We start from the raw sequence: 17,449 nt of genomic DNA on the forward strand, positions 1-17,449 counted from the left end.
GCGCGCGGTCTCGCCGCAGTCGCGGTGGCGTGCCGAGCATCACGTCGGGACCGCGTCAGGCGGCGTCGTCGTCGGGCACGGCGCGGTCGTCGGGCACGGCGCGGTTGGCGAGCGTCAGGCGTCGTCGGGCACGGCGTCGTCCGGGCGCACCGCCGCGAGGCTCGACGGGATCGTGGCCAGGGCGAGCAGGCCGCCGGCGGCGAGCAGGCCCGCGCACAGCAGCATCGACGTGCGGTTCGCGGGCGCGAGGGTCACGGGGTCGATGAGGCTCGTGCCGACGCCCGCGGCCAGGGGCAGGACGGCGACCGCGACGAGCCCGGCGGCGCGCGCGACGGCGTTGTTCACACCGCTCGCGACCCCGGCGTGCCGATCGGCCACCGCGGCCAGGACCGTCACGGTCAGGGGCGCGACCGTGAGCGACAGGCCGAGGCCGAACACCACGACGCCGGGCAGCACGTCGGCCACGTACGTCGACCCGGCGTCGATGCCGGCCAGCAGCAGCGCGCCCGCGGCGCACACCAGGGGTCCGACCGACATGGGGATCCGCGGGCCGATCCGCTGCGCCAGCCCGCCGGCCCGCGCGGACAGCACGAGCATCAGCAGCGTGACCGGCAGCGGGGCCAGGCCCGCCGCGAGCGGGGAGAAGCCGACCACGACCTGCAGCGTGATGACGAGGAAGAAGAACAGCCCGCCGATCGCGCCGTAGACCACGAAGGTCACGACGTTGGCGGCGCTGAACACCCGGGACCGGAAGACCTCCAGGGGGAGCATCGGGTGCGGCGAGCGCGCCTCGATCGCGACGAAGCCGAGCATGGCGAGCGCACCGACAGCCAGCGTGCCCAGCACGAGCGGATCGGTGGCGCCGCGCTCGGGCCAGGCCGTGAACCCGTAGGTGACCAACGCCAGACCGATCGCCCCCGTCAGCGCGCCCGCGACGTCGATCTGGCGGGCGGCGTCCGGGTCCCGCGACTCGGGGACGTGGCGCACCGCGACGGCGATCACCGCGATCGCGAGCGGGACGTTGATGAGGAACACGAGCCGCCAGCTGGCCACGTCGACGAGCCAGCCGCCGATGAACGGTCCGGCCGCGCCAGCGATCCCCGCGAGCCCGGACCACGACCCGATCGCGCGGGAGCGGTCGTCCGGGTGGAACGAGGACTGCAGGATCGCGAGCGAGCCCGGGACGAGCAGCGCGCCGCCGATCCCCTGCAGCGCACGGGCCGCGATCAGGGCCGCGACGTTCGGCGCGATCCCGCAGAGCAGGGACGCCGTCGCGAACCACGCGACCCCGATGACGAACACGCGGCGCCGGCCGAAGCGGTCGCCGAGCGAGCCGCCGAGCAGGATGAACGCGGCCAGCGGCAGCAGGTAGCCGTTGACGGTCCACTGCAGGGCGGCCGCGTCCGCGCCGAACTCCGCGCCGATGCTCGGCAGCGCGATGTTCACGACCGTGCCGTCGATGAAGGCCATGCCGGAGCCCAGCACCGTGGCCAGCAGCACCCACCGTCCGGCGGGTGTGCCGTAGCGAACGAACGACATGCCGCCATTGTGCCTGGGCCTCGCGGCGCGATGGTTGCTCGTCCGGCGGGTTGCGCCGCAGACCGCACCCCTGCCACGGTGAGCCCGACCTGGGGGAGGACGCCGATGAGCACACGCACGGTGGACGCAGTCGTCATCGGGGCCGGCCCGAACGGGCTCGTCGCCGCCATCGCGCTGGCCGACGCCGGCTGGGAGGTCCTGCTCCTCGAGGCCGAGGCCGAGGTCGGCGGCGCGGTCCGCAGCGCGGAGGTCACGGCGCCCGGCTTCACGACGGACCTGTTCAGCGCGTTCTACCCGCTCGCCGCCGCCTCGCCGGTCATGCGCGACCTCGACCTGGGCGCGCACGGGCTCGCCTGGGTGCACGCGCCGGACGTGCTCGCGCACGCGCTGGACGACGGGCGGGCCGCGCTGCTGAGTCGCGATCCGAACCGCACCGCCGCGGGGCTCGACGCCTGGTCGGCGGGCGACGGCGACGCCTGGCTCGAGCTGGTCCGGGCCTGGGACCAGATCCGAGACCCGCTGCTCGACGCGCTCTTCGCGCCGTTCCCCCCGGTGGCGGCCGCGGCACGACTGCTGCGCCGGACGGGGGCGGCCGGCGGTCTGGACCTCGCGCGGCTCGCCGTCCTGCCGGTGCGTCGGTTGGCCACGGAGCAGTTCCACGGCGAGGGTGCCGCCCTGCTGCTCACGGGAAACGCGATGCACAGCGACCTGGCCCCCGACGCCGCCGGCAGCGGGTTGTTCGGCTGGCTGCTCGCGATGCTCGCCCAGGACGTCGGGTTCCCGGTGCCGCGTGGCGGCGCGGGCCGGCTCGCGTACGCGCTCGCCGGGCGGTTCACCGCGGCTGGCGGGGCGGTGCGCACGCGGGCCCGGGTCGAGTCGGTCGTCGTGCGCGGGGGCCGCGCTGTCGGGGTCCGGATCAAGGGCGGGGACGTGGTCCGCGCGCGCCGCGCGGTGCTCGCCGACGTCGCGGCGCCGACCCTCTACCGCGATCTCGTGGGCCTCGACCTCCTGCCCGCCCGGCTGCGCCGGGACCTGGCCCGGTTCCAGTGGGACCACGCCACCCTCAAGGTCAACTGGGCGCTCGACCGACCGGTGCCGTGGCGGTCGCCCGAGGTGCGCGGGGCGGGCACGGTCCACCTCGGCGTGGACGTCGACGGGTTCGTCGACCTCGCGGCGGACCTGTCCGTCGGCCGCGTGCCCACCGACCCGTTCCTCCTGTTCGGCCAGATGACCACAACCGATCCGACCCGGTCGCCGGCCGGGACCGAGTCGGCGTGGGCCTACACGCACCTCCCGCACCGGGACCGGTGGTCACACGACGACGTCGCGGCGCACGTCGAGCGGATGGAGGCCGCAGTCGAGCGCGTCGCGCCCGGTTTCGGCGACAGCGCGCTCGCGCGGTACGTGCAGTCGCCGGCCGACCTCGAGGCCGCGAACGCGAACCTCGTCGGCGGGGCGGTCAACGGTGGGTCGGCGGCGCTGCACCAGCAGCTGTTCTTCCGGCCGACCCCGGGCTTCGGCCGGTCCGAGACCCCGCTGGCCGGGCTCTACCTGGCGGGCGCGTCCGCGCACCCGGGTGGCGGGGTGCACGGCGCGGCCGGGTGGAACGCGGCCCGCGCGGCGCTTGCCGGGGCGGGTCGCTTCGGGGGTGCCCGACGGCGGTTGGCCCGCACCGCGTGGGCGCGCCTGCTGCGCGAACGCTGACCCATCCGGGCCTGCGGGCGCTCCGAACTACAGGGGACCCCGTCCCCGACCCTGGGTGATCCCGATGTCCCTGATCTGCCTCCCGACCACCCCGACCCCGCACGCCTCCGCGCGGACCCGCGCGTCGCACCCCCGCCCGCGAGACGCGGCGACTCCGCGAAAGCGCGCGCCCTGGGGCACACTGTCCGGCGTGACCACGACCGAGAACGGCGCCGACGGCGCCGCGGACGCCCTCGACGAGCAGTCGCCCGAAGCGCTGCTCGTCCGAGTCGCGGGCGGCGACCAGGACGCTTTCGCCGGGGTCTACGACGCCGTGTCGCCCGGGGTCTTCGGCACCTGCCTGGCCGTCCTGCGCGACCGGGACCACGCCGCCGAGGTGACCCAGGAGGTCATGATCGAGGTGTGGCGCACCGCCGCCCGGTTCGACCCAACGCGGGGTTCGGCGCGAGCCTGGGCGGTCACGCTCGCGCACCGCCGAGCCATCGACCGGGTCCGCTCGGTGCAGTCCCAGCGCACGCGCGACCAGCGGGCGCTGGACGAGCAGGGCGAGCGGGCGTTCGACGTCGTGCATGAAGAGGTGGAGGGCGCCATGGAACGCGAGCGGGTCCGGAACTGCCTCGGCGGGCTGACCGCCACGCAGCACGAAGCGGTCACGCTCGCGTACTACGGCGGGCGCACCTACCGCGAGGTGGCCGAGCAGCTCGCCGCCCCGCTCGCGACCGTCAAGAGCCGCATCCGCGACGGGCTGATCCGCCTGCGCGACTGCCTGGGGGTATCGGCATGACCACCGACGACGTGACCGGCTCCGACGATCTGGCCGGCCCCCCCGACGGCCCCCCCGACGGCCCGGTCGATCCGCGCGACCTGCTGGGCGCGTACGCGCTGGACGCGGTGGACGACGTCGAACGTCGCGCCGTCGAGCGGCTGGTCGCCACCGACCCCGCAGCGGCCAGCGAGCTGGTCGGCCTGACGGCGACCGCCGCGATGCTCGGCGCCGCCGTGTCCGCCGCGCCGCCGCCCGAGCTCCGCTCGTCGATCCTCGACCAGATCGCCCGGACCCCGCAGGCGCCGGTGGCCCGACGCGTGGCAGCGCCCGCACGACCGCAGCGTCGTGCCGTTCCCCGCCGGACGGTCTGGCTCGCGATCGCGGCGACCGCGATCGGTGCCGCCACGGTCCCGAGCGTGGTCGCCGTGCGGCAGGTCCAGCAGACGCACCGCGTCGAGCAGCAGGCCCTGGCGGTCAGCGACCTCCTGGCCGACCCGAGCGCGACGGTGGTCCGCGCGAGCGTGGCCGGAGGGGGCAACGCGGTCGGTGTCCTGACCGACGAGCAGGCGCTGTTCACCGCCACCGGCCTGGCCGATCCGGGCGCGGGCAAGGCGTACCAGCTCTGGGTGATGCGCGACGGCGTCCCGGTCCCCGACGCGATCATGGCCGACGACGACGGTCGCGTCCGCGCGATCACCGACGGCGTCGAACCCGGCGACGGGCTCGCGATCACGGTCGAGCCGAGCGGCGGCTCCCAGCACCCGACCAGCGACGTGCTGGTGGTGCTCCTCCCGGCCTGAGCCGCCTCAGGGTTGCCCCTTCAGGGGCAGGTCAGGTCAGTACCAACCCTTTGCCTGCCAGGCGGCCCACGCGGCGCACGCCGAGCCGTACCGGCCGCTCACGTACCCGACGCCCCAGATCACCTGGGTGTTCGGGTTCGTAGCCCAGTCCGCGCCAGCAGAGGCCATCTTCGAGCCCGGCAGAGCTTGCGGGATCCCGAACGCCCCGGAGGACCGGTTCGTCGCCGCGGCGTCCCACCCTGATTCCTTCTGGAACAGCTGGTCCAAGCAGGCGAACTGCTCACCACCGCCCACGAGCGACGACGCGAAGTCCCGCACAGACGCGGGCGCGGGCGCCGGTCGCGCGACCGGGGTCGGTGACGACTTCGCCGAGGTCTTCACGGTCGCCGCGGCGGCCTTCACCTGGGCGGCCTGAGCAGCGGCGACCTGTGCTGCGGCCTGCTCCGCGGCGACCTGCGCGGCTGCTGCTGCAGCCGCTTGCTCCGTGGCGACTCGTTGCGCTTCGATCTGCGCCGCTACCGCGTCAGCCATCGACTGCGCCTCAGCGCGGCCCTGGAGCTCAAAGGGGACGTCCACCGGAACGGACACCGGCAACGAGGCCCGAACCGCGGACCGGGAGGCGCGCGCGACGCGCGGCACCGTGGGGACGCTCTGGGCGGCGGCTGTGGTGGTCGACGCGGGGGTGTCCGCGAACACCCCGGTCGTCCCGACGAGCATCAACGCCATCCCCAGACCTGCGGTGACAACGGCTTTCCCGACGGTGATCGCCGGGTGGTCGAACGAACGGCTGATCGTCATGAGAGTCCCATGCTCGGCGGACGAGGCTGGTGAGTGAGACCTCGCGGACAAGTCGAACGGTCACTGTCAGGCGCTCACTACGCCCGTAGGGCTGCTATCCCCGGCACACCCCACCCATCGACGCGTTCGCGCGACTCATGACCAGACCGATCCAACCGAAAATGCCCCCGCTCCGCGAGGGAGCGGGGGCCTTTCGTTGCGGTCGGTGCTACATCGCCGGCATGAGGACCGAGTCGATCAGGTAGACGGTGGCGTTGGCCGTGTGCACGCCGCCGCAGATAACGTTGGCGTCGTTGACCTTCATCGCGTCGCCCGAGCCGGTGACCGTGATGGTCCCGCCGGCCAGGGTCGTGAGCTCGCCGTCGACCATGGACGGGGAGAGCTGACCGGCGACGACGTGCGTGGTGAGGATCGCGGTGAGCGCCTTGGTGTCGGTCTTGAGGGACTCGATCGTCGCGGCGTCGATCGTCGCGAACGCGTCGTCGACCGGCGCGAAGACGGTGAGCTCGGCGCCAATGGTGCTCGGCGGCGAGGGCACGGGGGGGCACTGGACGACGTCGTCCCTGAGGAGACGACGGCCGCCCCCTAGGAGACGACGACGCCCCGCCAGAACGCCACGTACCCGGTGATCTCCCGGGCGGCATCCTTCGGCTCGGGGTAGGCCCAGGCCGCGTCGGGGTTGCGTTCGCCGCCGACCTCAGCGGTCCAGTAGCTCGCGACGCCCTTCCAGGGGCAGGTGGTGTGGGTGTCGGTGGGGGTCAGCAGCTCCCACCGCACCGAGCTCGGGGGAAGTAGTGGTTGCCCTCGATGATGATCGTGTCGTTGCTCTCGGCGATCGTGGCGCCGTTCCAGGTTGCCTGCATCCGCACACGATGCCAAACGGATGGCGACTTCGCCCACCGATTCCACGAACGAGTGGTGCCGGTTCAGTCGGTCGCGATCCGGGAGTACAGCACGAGGTCCACGCGCTCGGCCCCGCGGCCGTTCGCGGCGCTGCGCAGGACCCCCTCCTGGGTGAAGCCGATGCTCTCGGCCACGGCGCGTGAGCCGGCGTTGCCCTCGGCCGCGAGCAGCTCGACGCGCGCGAAGCCGATGTCATGCAGCGCCCACCGCGTGACCGCCGCGGCGGCGCGCCGGGCGACGCCCCGGCGTCGGGCCGCGGGCGCGACCCAGTAGCCGACCTCGGCGACGGCCTGGAGCGGAGCCATCCGGACCAGGCCGAACGAGCCGACCAGCGTCCCGTCCGCGTCGACGACCGCGAAGTTGGCTGCCGTCTTGTGCGCCCACGCGTCGGCGCTCACGGCGCCGACGTAGCTCTGCGCGTGCTCGCGCTCGTACGGGTGCGGGATGGTCGTCCACCGCACGATCTCGGGGTCCTGGCAGGCGGCGTAGACCGCGTCGGCGTCGTCGTCTCGCCAGGGGCGCAGCGTGAGGCCGTCCGCCTCGAGGGTGGGCTGGGTCGCGGGCCAGTTGAGGGAGGTCACCGCACGACCCTAGGCGCCCGCACCCGGAGCGCCGGCCACCGGAGGCATCCGTGCGAGGTGGCCGCACCTGTCCGCGTCGATTCACCGGCGGCGCCAACCCCGTGCGCCTTACGGTGAACCTCGCCCGCCTCTCGTCCGTGACGAGGGCGTGCACGCGCACTGCGCGCGGCACCCACAGGCGTCGACGAGCGGGGAGACACACCATGACCGAGCTGGACCAGCAGCAGCACACCACCACCACGAGCCCGGCCGACGCCGCCGCCGGGGTCAGCCGGCGCGTCCTGCTCCGCGGGGTCGGGGCCGCGACCCTCGGGGTGGCCACGGTCGGCGTGCTCGCCGCGTGCAGCAGCGGCGGCTCCGGCTCCGGCTCGTCCGCTGCGAGCACCCCCGCGGCGGGCGGGGGCGCCGCTGGCGTGCTCGCCAAGGTCGCCGACATCCCCGTCGGCGGCTCGATCTCGGCTGTGGACGCCGACGGCAAGGCGATCATCCTGTCGCAGCCGACGGCCGGCACCGTGGTCGGCCTGTCCGCCATCTGCACGCACCGGGGCTGCACGGTCGCGCCCGACGGGGCCACGCTCGTCTGCCCGTGCCACGGGTCGGTGTTCACGTCGGCCGACGGCGCGAACGTCTCGGGTCCCGCGTCGACCCCGCTGCCCGCGGTGGCCGTCCGCGTCGAGAACGGCAACGTCCTGCCCGCCTGACACTGCGGTCCCGTACCGGATCCCTTACTGGACGTGCCCGGTTGAGCTCCTCAGCCGGGCACGTCAGCTCGGCAGGTCCAGCACGATCAACTTGCGTCCGTCCGGCGTCTTGACGGTCACCCCGGCGATGTCCGCGAGGGGCAGGCTCGTGCTTCCGGTGACGTCCGCGGCGCCCCGATAGGTCGCGCGCCAGGACGAGGCCACCTCGGCGCGTCCGTCGTCGGTCCAGGCCACGAGCTGGCAGTCCTCACCGGGCCGGACGCCGTCCAGGGCCAGCGCGAGCTCGGTCCCGTTCGGCGTCGGGCTCAGGGTCACCGTGGCGTGCACCGCGGTGCCCTGATCCTTGCCCTGCACGACGACGACACCGGTCGAGTCCCGGGATCCGTCGCCCGTCCCGGTCAGCGGTCCGGCGATGAGCCACCCGATCGCGGCCGCAGCCGCCAGCGCGCCCGCCGCCCAGGCGGCGATCCGCCGGGGTCGAGCCGGGTGCCGGCGCGAGCGCGGCGCGGGCAGGCCGCTCGCCAGGACGCGCTCGAGCAGCTCGCTCGGTGGCTCGGCTGGATCGGGCAGGCCCGGGCCGACGGCGGCCGCCTGCTCCGGGGTGAGCCGGCCGAGCAGACCGGGCAGCACGGCGAGCTCGACGAGCTCGGCCGCGCACTCGGTGCACCCGGCGACGTGGGCCTCGACGGCGGCGCGTTCGCGCGGGTCGAGCGCGCCGAGCACGAGCGCCCCCAGCGCGAGGCGCGCCTCAGGGTGCTGCGCGGCGGGCTGCGGACCCGCGGACGACCGGCTGCTCATGTCTCGACTCCCCGTTCGGCGAGCGCGACCTTGAGCGCGCGCAGCGCGTAGTAGGCCCGGGACTTGACGGTGCCCTCGGGCACGCCCAGCCGGGCTGCGGCCTGCGCGACCGAACGGCCCGCGTAGAACGTCTCGAGCAGGACCTCGCGGTGGGCCCCGGTCAGCGTGGCGAGCGCGTCCGAGACGAGCCACGCGTCCAGGGCGCGCTCGACGTCGTCGTCGGCGGTCGGCAGGTGGTCGAGCGGTGCCGCGCTGACCTCGGTCGGCCGCGCCGATCGGGCCCGGTGCGCGTCGATCGCGAGATGGTGGGCGACCGTGAACAACCAGGCCCGCGCCGGCCCCCGCTCGGGCGACAGGGCCTCGGGATGCTGCCAGGCCCGCAGCAGCGTCTCCTGGACCACGTCCTCGGCGCGCCCACGTTCGCCGCCGCACAGCCGGGTGGCATACCCCAGCAGCGCGGCGCCGTGCTCGGCGTACAGGGCACGGAGCGCCGCGTCGTCGACGCGAGCGGGAGTCACACCCTCACAACGGCTGGAGGGCCCCGGAGGTTCATCTCCGACATCACGGGTTACGCGGATTGAACCCGCGCCGGGGTGCGGTCGTGGTGGGGTGGAAGCCTGGCGCGCCCCAACGGCGCGCTCCCGCCGTGGAGAGGACCGACATGACGTCACCGCCCCGCCCGCCCGCCCGGCCCCTGACCGGGCCCGGGAGCCTGTCCCACCTGCTGCGCGCGCTCGTGGCGACCTGCGTGCTGCTCTCCGCCGTCGCGCACCTCTTCCTGTGGGCGGACGGGATGAAAGCCGTCGACGTCGTCGGCCCGGCGTTCCTGGTCAACGCGGTCGGCGGGATCCTGCTGGGCTACCTCGTGCTCGCCTGGTACAGCGCGCTGCCGCTGCTCGGCGCGATCGCCTTCGGCCTCGGGACGCTCGCGGCCTTCGTGATCTCGACGACCTCGGGCGGGTTCTTCGGGGTGCACGAGACGTGGAGCGGAGCACCGCAGCTGCTCTCGGCCGCCGCGGAGATCGGGGCGATCGTTTTCGCGGCGTTGGCGCTCGCGGTCGAACGTCGTCGGCCCGCGGTCCGGGTGGTCTGACCAGGCCTACATCTCGCCTTTGCGCTGCAGGAAGCGCATCGCGATCCAGCCGATCGGGATGCGCAGCCAGTAGGTCAGGACGCGGAACAAGATGGCCACCGAGGTCGCGACGCCGGGGTTCATCCCTGTCGCGGTGAGCCCCGCGATGAGGGCCAGCTCGACCGTGCCGATGCCGCCCGGGGTGGGGACGGCCGCTCCCGCGGCGTTGCCGACGAGATAGATGAGCGCCACCTGCACGAGCGTGAGGTTCTGCCCGAACGCGGCCAGGCAGGCGTCGAACGCGAGCACGTAGCCCATGGTCATCACGACGTTGCCGCCGATCGCCAGTGCGACCTTGCGAGGCTGGCCCACGACCTCGATGAGGCGCGGCCAGGTCTGCCGCGCGGTGGGCAGGCTGTGCTTGACCAGCCACGCCCGCACGGCCGGCACCAGCAGGGAGGCCGCGGCCAGGCCGGTGACCACGCCGATCGCGATCAGCGTCCCGGGGCTCGGCGTGAAGCGCGCGGCGTCGTTGGTGCCCGAGGCGATCGACAGGATCAGCAGCAGCACGATGGTGACGACGAACTGGGAGACCTGGACGAGGGCCACCGTGGCGACCGCGAGGGAGGTGGTGACCCCGCGCCGGGTGAGCATGCGCAGGTTGAGGGCCGCCGGACCGATCCCGGCCGGGGCGGCCAGCGCGACGAAAGCCCCGACGGCCTGCACGAGGGTCGCGCGCCAGATGCCGATCTTGACCGGGGAGAACGCGACGAGAGCGAGCGCGGCCCCGAAGAAGGTCACCAGGCCGAGTGCGAACGCCACCACGCTCCAACGCCAGTCGCTCGTGGACAGCGCGGACGCGATCTGGCTGACGTTGACGGTCGTGATCACGACGATCACGGCCGCGATGGGCAGGAGCACGGTCAGCACGCTGCGGGCACCGAATCGCACGAGCCGCTCCGGCTCGACGTCGGCCTCGGGCAGGTGCTGGACCAGGGCGGAGCGCAGCTCGGCGAGGACCTCGGGGCGCGCGCGCATCTCCTCGCGGGTCCGGCGCGGCAGGGCCAGGGTCTGCAGCAGCGGCCCGATCGCGGCGATGTCCTCGGCGGGCAGGACGGCGGTCGCCGACTCCAGCGCGCGCTCGGGGCCCACCCGCACAGCCAGCAGCGCGACCATCTGGGTCAGGTCCATCCGCCGGGCGAGCTCGGACGACGCGACGTCGCCCGACTCCCAGCCGGTGAGCCACACGATCGGCTCCCCGACCAGGTGCTCGACGAGCACGGTGTCGGAGGTGAGCGCGCGGTGGGCGATGCCGGCGTCGTGCGCCAGGCGCAGCTGGTCCCAGATCCCGTGCAGCAGGTCGTCGGTCACCAGGTCGGCGGCGACGTCCCGGAGGGGGACCGCCTCGCCCGGGTGGCCCTGGATGAGCAGCATCGAGTCGCCGGCCTCGGCCACCGCGAGCAGCTGGGGAGTTCGCACCCCGGCGGCGCCGGCGGCGTACTCGAGCAACGCGGCCCGCTCGGCGGCCTGGCGCAGCGACACGAACGACCGCCCCTCGATGCCCCGCAGGCGCAGCGACCGCCATAGGCGAGAGAGCGCGCCGATCACCTGCCGGTCGCCGTCGAGCGCGACGACGCTCAGGTGCTCGCCATCGGTCGTGGTCAGCTCGTAGACCCGGTTGTCGGCGTCCCGGGCCATCGCTGTGGCCGCCGCGCGGGCACCGGGCGGATCGTCGGGGTCGACCGGGCGGACCGCGGGGATCGCGCCCGACTCGGTGCCCGGCTCGGTCGGCGATTCCGTGCCGGCCGGCACGCGCACGATCAGGGCCGGCGAGAACCCTGCGCGGCGGATGCCGTCGACCAGCGCCGAGCCGTAGGCGCGCTCGGACTGAACTCCGGACGCGTACCGCACCCCGAGCCCGGCGATCCGTCCGAGCAGCAGCGACACGGCCGCGCCGGGCAGCGAGACCTGGCCGGTGACGAGCACGATCCCGAGGGAGATCCACAGCAGGTTCCACGACCAGGCCACCGTGCGTCGTCGGGAGCGGGGACCGGCCGTGGTGAGCAGCCCCGCGAGCGTCGCGAGCGATGCCGGGATCGACAGGGACCAGGTCCCGCTGCTGTACACGGACAGCCCGCGTACGAGGTCCTCGGAGCCGAACGCGGCGATCGCGGCGAGCGTGAGGCCGCACAGAAGCAGGGCGGTGATGGCCGCGGCGATGACCTCGAGGATCTGGCGGCCGAGCCGGCGGGCGGCAAGCTCGGTCAGCACCGCGACGGGCGCGATGATCGTGACGAGGCCCTCGAGCACGGCCACCGGGATCACGAGCAGCCGGCTGAGCAGGGTGTTGAACGTCCGCACGTCCTGCGCAACCCCGGCGGTGGTGCCGTGCGCGTAGACGGCGAGCAGCATCACGCCGGCGATCCCCAAGGTGGACAGGACCAGGGCGAGCAGGTCGCTGGGGTGGTGCACGCGGACCGTCGGCGTGTCGACGATCTTCACGCCATGGTCGGAGCCGGAACCGGTGCCTGGCCCAGGCCGCAGCCCACGGCGGGCAGGCGTCAGCGGCACGGGCATGGGGGCGAGTCTAGGTCTGACACCACCCGTGAGCAGGTCAACCCACCCGTATGCGCCGGGCTCAACTCAGCCCCAGGGCACTGCGCCATTCGGCCGGAACCAGGGCGTACCCGACGAACGCGACGATGTCGAGCAGGGTGTGCGCGACCACGAGCGGCATCACGCGGCGGTGCCGGCGGTAGTACTCCGCGAACACGACCCCCATCACGGCGTTGCCGACGAAGGGTCCGATGCCCTGGTAGAGGTGGTACGAGCCGCGCAGCAGCGCGCTGGTCAGGACGATCGCGACCGGCGACCAGCGCAGTTCCCGCAGCCGTTCCATCAGGTAGCCGACGGCGATCACCTCCTCGACCAGCGCGTTCTGCAGCGCCGCGAGGATGAGTACGGGCACCGCCCACCACACCGAGTTGAGCGCCGAGGCGTGCACCTCGACCGTCAGGCCGAGCGCGCGCCCTGCGGCGTAGAGGCCGAGGCCCGGGATGCCGATCACGGCGGCCAGCCCGACGCCGATGCCGAGATCGCGTAGCGGTCGGACGCCGTCCAGACCGATGCGACGCACAGCGCTGCGCCCGTTCGCCGACAGCAGGTAGAGCGCGAGCGCGACCGGGAACAGCGCGAACCCGATCCCGAGCAGCTGGTAGGTGAGGTCCAGCCAGGGGCGCGGGGACTGGCTCGCGTTGAGCGTCGTGGACTGCTGCGCCAGCGGCGTCCCCTCGGTCAGGCGCGCGACGATGTTGACCAGGGCGTAGACGCCGGATCGGCCGAGCGAGAGCCCCAGCACGATCCAGATCTCCGCGCTCAGACGCCGTCGGAGCGCGGCGGGGCTGGGGGGAGGTGCCGCGCCGGTCGTGGCGGCAAGGACCGAGGGCTCGTCGGACATGGGTAAAACGTAAGCCCGACGGGCCCCCGTGAAGTCAGTCCGTCGTGGCGCGATCGCTCGCCGCGTGGGTCGACGCGGCCGGGACCTCGATCGGGCGCTGGCGGGACCAGGTGAAGAAGGCCGCCGACACCACGACCATGACGATCCCGGCGATCAGGTTCGCGTGCAGCCCGCCAGCCTTGTCGAGCTGGTCCGGCGTCGCGAAGAACGCGCCCATGACCAGCAGGATCACGCCATAGATCCCGATGACGATGCCGATGATGTTGCGGATGTCGAACGCGCCGGCCGTGTGCTGGCTCGTGGACTTCGGTGTCGAGCTCATGTGGGTGCCCGTTCCTTAGAGGAAGACGATATTGAGGGTGATCACGAGGGCCAGGCCGATCCCCGCCATCTTCACGGGCTGGCGGTACCAGGGCAGCCGCTGCGAATCGGCGTCGGTCAGCATGTCCTTCGGGGTCTCGGAGTAGACGAGGCCGACCAGCTCGGCGGTCGGCTTCGGCTTCCCGGCCAACGACACCAGGATGCTCAGCACGATGTCGACCACGAACGCGACGCCAGCGGCGACAAAGCTCAGGCCCTGCCCCGGCAGGGTGATGACGCCGATCGTGTTGAGCGCGAAGACCACCATCGCCGAGCCCGTTCCGGCGACCAGCCCGACCCAACCGGCCGTGGCCGTCATCCGCTTCCAGAACATCCCGAGGATGAACGTCGCGAACAAGGGTGCGTTGAACAGGCTGAACAGGGTCTGCAGGTAATCCATCAGGTTGCTGTAGCCAGAGGCGATGAATGCCGTGCCGATGGCCGCCACCGTGGCACCCACCGTGGAGATCCGGCCAATTCGCAGGTAGTACTCGTCCGAGCGCTCTTTCTTGACGTACTGCTCCCACAGGTCGTAGGTGAATACCGTGTTGAAGGCCGAGATGTTCGCGGCCATCCCCGCCATGAATGCGGCGAGCAGGCCGGTGATAGCCACGCCGAGCAGGCCGTTGGGAAGAACGTCCTTCATCAGGAGCAGCAGGGCATCGTTGTAGGTCACCCCGGGTGTGCTCGGGTCCAGCTTGTACGCGGCCATCTTGGGCACGAGGACGGCGCAGAGCATCCCGGGCACCACGACGATGAACGGGATGAACATCTTGGGGAACGCGCCGATGATCGGCGTCGAGCGCGCGGCGGAGATCGACTTCGAGGCGAGCGCGCGCTGGACCTCGACGAAGTTGGTCGTCCAGTAGCCGAAGCTCAGGACGAACCCGAGCCCGAACACGATCCCGATCACCGACAGCACGGGGTTGTCGAAGCCGGTGAGCTCGGTGCCGGGCCACGACGACATCTGCGCTGGGTCGGAGATCTTGGCCGTCAGGCCCTGCCAGCCGCCGACCTTGTACAGGCCGATCAACGTGAGGGGCAGGAGGCCGGCGACGATCACGAAGAACTGCAGGACCTCGTTGTAGATCGCGGCCGAGAGCCCGCCGAGCGTGATGTAGGTGAGCACGATGGCCGCGGCCGCCAGTACGGCGAGCCACAGCGGCCACCCGAGCAGCACATTGACCACGGTGGCGAGGAGATAGAGGTTCACACCGGCGATGAGGACCTGCGCGACGGCGAAGCTAAGGGCGTTGACCAGGTGCGCGCCGGTTCCGAACCGGCGCCGCATGAACTCCGGGACGCTGCGCACCTTGGAGCCGTAGTAGAACGGCATCATCACCACGCCGAGGAACAGCATGGCCGGCACGGCTCCGATCCAGAAGTAGTGCATCGTCGGCAGGCCGTACTGCGCGCCGTTGGCCGACATGCCGATGATCTCGACGGCACCGAGGTTGGCCGAGATGAAGGCCAGGCCGGTCACCCAGGCGGGCAGCGACCGGCCGGACAGGAAGAAGTCCATGCTCGTCGAGACCTGCCGCTTGGCGGCGTACCCGATGAGCATGACGAAGACGAAATAGATGGCGACCATCGCGTAGTCGATGGCGTGGGCATCGAGGCGCAGGGAGTCGCTCCCCGCGAGGATCACAGGGTCGTCCCAAGAGGATTGTGCACGGCAGCTTCCTTACTGAAGAGCGGTCCGACGCGTTCCGGCGGCCGGTGGTCAACAACGAGACACCTGGGCTGGACGAGTGATCTTGGCCGGACCATTGTTTAGTTGTTGTCACGCGAATCTCGGCGACGAGATCGGTTGCGCGGCTGCAGCCTAGTAATCATTGTGGGAGTTTCAACTGTCGCCGCTCGGCGGAACCGAGCGCGATCTGTAGTAACATCTGGCCGGCGCGGGGCCATTTATCAAGCTATTCGTGAACTGCCTCCGTGCGTTCTGAGGGCCCTATAGTCAGATGCGTCAGGGCGTCAGATCTGCTGAGCAGAGGGCGCGACGGGGCAGTGCAGCAGGTGACCCGGCAGAGGGTGGTCGCGGACCTGAGGGTCTCGGGGGCCGCGCTGACGCACTCCCGAGCGCGCTTGAGGCGCGCGGTGGGTGGGTGCGGCTCCTCGGCCACCTGGGCGCAGTGGGACGAGGGGTCGGGGGCCAACGACGACTTCGATGCCCTCTGACGACCACCGCCTCACGGTGCCCGGAAGATCAAGGATCAATGAACCACCCCCAGGCGGTCCCGGTGAATGCCTATCCACAGATTTCGGTGTGCTGTTCTCTGTCCACACCCCCTGCCCGACGACGCAACGGGGAATGTCAGTGCCCCCGGTTAGTGTGGATTGCATCGGAAATGGTGAGGGTTCACCGGTTCTGAGGCAGCAGGGGTATTCCTGACGAGCGGAGACGGGGGTGTGAGATGACCTTTGAAGAGGACGAGCGCGCTTCGTCGCAGCCGCCCGCACCCATACCGCCGGCCGCCCAGCCGCTCTTGCCCACACCTACGCCCGTGCCGACACCCGCGCCGCCGCGCTCGTCCGCGCCGCTGGCGTCGTTGTCGTTGGCGGAGCGGGCAGCGGCGATCCGGGAGCACGTGGACGCGTTGGCCGCGGTGTCGCCGCGGGATCTGGACGGGGCGGGGGCGTTGGAGTTGTTCGACGTGGTGTTTGAGCTGTCGGACCGGTTGCAGGCCATCGCCACCCGCGCGCTGCCGGTGGTGGAGTGCGAGGTGCCGTGGAACGTCAACGGTGCGCGTACGTTCCCGACCTGGTTGGCGCGGCGGGCGCACCTGACCTATGCGAAGGCCAAGCGGATGACTCGCCTGGCCCACGCGTTGCGGGACGAGCTGCCGTTGACTGCCGCGGCGGTGGTCACTGGGGGCGAGGGTCGAGTGAGCGTGGAGCAGGCCGAGATCCTGACCACGGCCGCGGCGACCAGCGAGGTGCGCCGGGCGGTGTTGGCGGACCCGCACGCCCCGGTGGGGGAACGGTTCCTGCTGAACCAGACCGCGCAGGTCAGCGCGGACACGTTGCGCATGCTCGCCCGCCGCTGGGCCGCGGCGGCGGACCCGGAAGCGGACGAGCGGGGGTACACCGGCGCCACCGAGCGGGAGTTCTTCGACATCTCCGCGACCACCGGTGGGTGCCACCTGTCGGGCTTCCTCACCACTGAGCACGGCCAAGGGCTCCTGGTCGCCCTGCAGGCCGTGCCGGCCGCCGGGGATGACCGGACCGCGTCGCAGCGTCGGGCGGGGGCGTTGTCGGACCTGGCCCGGCTCACGTTGGACCAGGGCCTGACCGGCAAGCACGCGTCAGTGCGCCCGCACATCAGCGTGCTGGTGGACTACCCGACCCTGATCGCCATGACCACCCGCGCCGGGGTGACCCACCTGCTCGACCCGTCCCTGCACCCCACCGACTGCGACCGGGTGGACCCGGCCCTGCTGATCGGCTCCCCACCCGTCGGCGGGCTGCTCAACCCCGCACCGCTGGTCCCGCAGGTGCTTCGCCCGGCAGTGTTCGAGGACGGGCAGCCCGTCTCACGTCCGGTGCTAGACAAATTGATGTGTGACGCGGAGATCAGCCGGTTCATGTTCAGCCCGGACTCACAGCTCATCAATATCGGCCGATCCAAACGCACCTTCACCGGCCAATTACGTCGCGCGATCATCGCCCGCGACAAACACTGCCAATACCCCGGTTGCACCGCGCCACCGCGCATGTGTGAATGCCACCACGCCATCCAATGGTTCCGTGACCACGGTGACACCGATGCCACCACCGGGGTGCTGTTGTGCTGGCACCACCACGACCACACCCACGACCACGGCATCGAGATCACCTGGACACCTCACGGCTGGCAATTCACCGACCGCCACGGCACCGTGATCCGCCGTTGACCCGACGCGACCGCTGACCTAAGAGAAACCGGCGCAGTTTCTCAGCCGGCCCAGGAGACCAACCGCCGCAGGAG

Annotated in this window: 15 protein-coding genes and 2 pseudogenes; 6 read left to right on the forward strand and 11 right to left on the reverse strand. The window is 72.4% G+C overall.

Features of this window, described 5'->3' with window-relative positions:
• Positions 1 to 114: 114 nt before the first annotated feature.
• Positions 115 to 1,539: a DHA2 family efflux MFS transporter permease subunit gene (locus VTA80_RS09395; RefSeq protein ID WP_407345193.1), complete on the reverse strand. Its 1,425-nt coding sequence runs from the start codon at positions 1,537 to 1,539 to the stop codon at positions 115 to 117.
• Between the two features lie 105 nt (positions 1,540 to 1,644).
• Between VTA80_RS09395 and VTA80_RS09400 the strand changes: the two genes are divergently transcribed.
• The 3 genes from VTA80_RS09400 (at position 1,645) to VTA80_RS09410 (ending at position 4,809) form a co-directional block, all read left to right on the forward strand.
• Positions 1,645 to 3,243, forward strand: coding sequence for a phytoene desaturase family protein (locus VTA80_RS09400; RefSeq protein ID WP_407345195.1), 1,599 nt, complete (start codon positions 1,645 to 1,647; stop codon positions 3,241 to 3,243).
• Positions 3,244 to 3,433: 190 nt separating this feature from the next.
• The gene (gene sigK, locus VTA80_RS09405) at positions 3,434 to 4,027 is read left to right on the forward strand and encodes an ECF RNA polymerase sigma factor SigK (protein WP_407345197.1); all 594 of its coding nucleotides are present in this window, start codon (positions 3,434 to 3,436) and stop codon (positions 4,025 to 4,027) included.
• Entirely contained in the window at positions 4,024 to 4,809 is a 786-nt protein-coding gene (locus tag VTA80_RS09410) for an anti-sigma factor domain-containing protein (RefSeq protein WP_407345199.1), read from the forward strand. The genes sigK and VTA80_RS09410 overlap by 4 nt, the downstream gene beginning before the upstream one ends.
• A 36-nt stretch (positions 4,810 to 4,845) precedes the next feature.
• Here VTA80_RS09410 and VTA80_RS09415 read toward each other — a convergent pair whose 3' ends face one another.
• From VTA80_RS09415 to VTA80_RS09430, 4 genes and pseudogenes are all read right to left on the reverse strand, one after another.
• Positions 4,846 to 5,607: a lytic transglycosylase domain-containing protein gene (locus VTA80_RS09415; RefSeq protein ID WP_407345200.1), complete on the reverse strand. Its 762-nt coding sequence runs from the start codon at positions 5,605 to 5,607 to the stop codon at positions 4,846 to 4,848.
• Between the two features lie 208 nt (positions 5,608 to 5,815).
• Positions 5,816 to 6,121 (reverse strand): annotated as a pseudogene (locus VTA80_RS09420) (fasciclin domain-containing protein); the annotation flags it as partial.
• 71 nt (positions 6,122 to 6,192) lie between these two features.
• Positions 6,193 to 6,470, reverse strand: a pseudogene (locus VTA80_RS09425) (DUF427 domain-containing protein).
• A 63-nt stretch (positions 6,471 to 6,533) separates the two neighbouring features.
• On the reverse strand, positions 6,534 to 7,091 hold the full coding sequence (locus VTA80_RS09430; protein ID WP_407345202.1) for a GNAT family N-acetyltransferase: 558 nt from the start codon (positions 7,089 to 7,091) through the stop codon (positions 6,534 to 6,536).
• A 203-nt stretch (positions 7,092 to 7,294) separates the two neighbouring features.
• On the opposite strand from VTA80_RS09430, the gene VTA80_RS09435 reads away from it, so the two are divergent.
• Entirely contained in the window at positions 7,295 to 7,792 is a 498-nt protein-coding gene (locus VTA80_RS09435) for a Rieske (2Fe-2S) protein (protein ID WP_407345204.1), read from the forward strand.
• 63 nt (positions 7,793 to 7,855) lie between these two features.
• Here the strand turns inward: VTA80_RS09435 and VTA80_RS09440 are convergent, their stop codons facing one another.
• Positions 7,856 to 8,590 carry an anti-sigma factor family protein gene (locus VTA80_RS09440; protein ID WP_407345206.1) on the reverse strand — a complete coding sequence of 245 codons (735 nt, stop codon included), beginning with the start codon at positions 8,588 to 8,590 and terminating at the stop codon, positions 7,856 to 7,858.
• Positions 8,587 to 9,108 (reverse strand): sigma-70 family RNA polymerase sigma factor, encoded by a 522-nt coding sequence (locus VTA80_RS09445; RefSeq protein ID WP_407345208.1) that lies wholly within the window; start codon positions 9,106 to 9,108, stop codon positions 8,587 to 8,589. The genes VTA80_RS09440 and VTA80_RS09445 overlap by 4 nt, the downstream gene beginning before the upstream one ends.
• A 143-nt stretch (positions 9,109 to 9,251) precedes the next feature.
• Here VTA80_RS09445 and VTA80_RS09450 point away from each other — a divergent pair, with 143 nt between their 5' ends.
• A complete protein-coding gene (locus tag VTA80_RS09450) occupies positions 9,252 to 9,683 on the forward strand; it encodes a hypothetical protein (protein ID WP_407345210.1) in 432 nt (143 codons plus the stop codon).
• 6 nt (positions 9,684 to 9,689) lie between these two features.
• Here VTA80_RS09450 and VTA80_RS09455 read toward each other — a convergent pair whose 3' ends face one another.
• The 4 genes from VTA80_RS09455 to VTA80_RS09470 all read right to left on the reverse strand — a co-directional run bounded on the left by VTA80_RS09455 (position 9,690) and on the right by VTA80_RS09470 (position 15,070).
• Positions 9,690 to 12,239 carry a flippase-like domain-containing protein gene (locus VTA80_RS09455; protein WP_407345212.1) on the reverse strand — a complete coding sequence of 850 codons (2,550 nt, stop codon included), beginning with the start codon at positions 12,237 to 12,239 and terminating at the stop codon, positions 9,690 to 9,692.
• Positions 12,240 to 12,300: 61 nt separating this feature from the next.
• Entirely contained in the window at positions 12,301 to 13,119 is an 819-nt protein-coding gene (locus VTA80_RS09460; protein WP_407345214.1) for a CPBP family intramembrane glutamic endopeptidase, read from the reverse strand.
• A gap of 34 nt (positions 13,120 to 13,153) precedes the next feature.
• Positions 13,154 to 13,441 carry a hypothetical protein gene (locus VTA80_RS09465; RefSeq protein ID WP_407345215.1) on the reverse strand — a complete coding sequence of 96 codons (288 nt, stop codon included), beginning with the start codon at positions 13,439 to 13,441 and terminating at the stop codon, positions 13,154 to 13,156.
• A gap of 15 nt (positions 13,442 to 13,456) precedes the next feature.
• A complete protein-coding gene (locus VTA80_RS09470) occupies positions 13,457 to 15,070 on the reverse strand; it encodes a sodium:solute symporter family protein (protein WP_407345741.1) in 1,614 nt (537 codons plus the stop codon).
• An 826-nt stretch (positions 15,071 to 15,896) separates the two neighbouring features.
• Here VTA80_RS09470 and VTA80_RS09475 point away from each other — a divergent pair.
• On the forward strand, positions 15,897 to 17,375 hold the full coding sequence (locus VTA80_RS09475; RefSeq protein ID WP_407345217.1) for a DUF222 domain-containing protein: 1,479 nt from the start codon (positions 15,897 to 15,899) through the stop codon (positions 17,373 to 17,375).
• The last annotated feature ends 74 nt before the right edge of the window (positions 17,376 to 17,449 follow it).

This window comes from Pengzhenrongella phosphoraccumulans (assembly GCF_045689905.1).
GTDB lineage: Bacteria > Actinomycetota > Actinomycetes > Actinomycetales > Cellulomonadaceae > Pengzhenrongella > Pengzhenrongella phosphoraccumulans.

What these genes read in the sequence shown, in the direction of transcription:
- VTA80_RS09395 (WP_407345193.1), bottom strand. Translation starts at nt 1,539, where the DNA reads ATGTCGTTCGTTCGCTACGGCACACCCGCCGGACGGTGGGTGCTGCTG.
- VTA80_RS09400 (WP_407345195.1), top strand. Translation starts at nt 1,645, where the DNA reads ATGAGCACACGCACGGTGGACGCAGTCGTCATCGGGGCCGGCCCGAAC.
- VTA80_RS09410 (WP_407345199.1), top strand. Translation starts at nt 4,024, where the DNA reads ATGACCACCGACGACGTGACCGGCTCCGACGATCTGGCCGGCCCCCCC.
- VTA80_RS09415 (WP_407345200.1), bottom strand. Translation starts at nt 5,607, where the DNA reads ATGACGATCAGCCGTTCGTTCGACCACCCGGCGATCACCGTCGGGAAA.
- VTA80_RS09435 (WP_407345204.1), top strand. Translation starts at nt 7,295, where the DNA reads ATGACCGAGCTGGACCAGCAGCAGCACACCACCACCACGAGCCCGGCC.
- VTA80_RS09440 (WP_407345206.1), bottom strand. Translation starts at nt 8,590, where the DNA reads ATGAGCAGCCGGTCGTCCGCGGGTCCGCAGCCCGCCGCGCAGCACCCT.
- VTA80_RS09450 (WP_407345210.1), top strand. Translation starts at nt 9,252, where the DNA reads ATGACGTCACCGCCCCGCCCGCCCGCCCGGCCCCTGACCGGGCCCGGG.
- VTA80_RS09455 (WP_407345212.1), bottom strand. Translation starts at nt 12,239, where the DNA reads ATGCCCGTGCCGCTGACGCCTGCCCGCCGTGGGCTGCGGCCTGGGCCA.
- VTA80_RS09460 (WP_407345214.1), bottom strand. Translation starts at nt 13,119, where the DNA reads ATGTCCGACGAGCCCTCGGTCCTTGCCGCCACGACCGGCGCGGCACCT.
- VTA80_RS09465 (WP_407345215.1), bottom strand. Translation starts at nt 13,441, where the DNA reads ATGAGCTCGACACCGAAGTCCACGAGCCAGCACACGGCCGGCGCGTTC.
- VTA80_RS09470 (WP_407345741.1), bottom strand. Translation starts at nt 15,070, where the DNA reads ATGGTCGCCATCTATTTCGTCTTCGTCATGCTCATCGGGTACGCCGCC.
- VTA80_RS09475 (WP_407345217.1), top strand. Translation starts at nt 15,897, where the DNA reads ATGACCTTTGAAGAGGACGAGCGCGCTTCGTCGCAGCCGCCCGCACCC.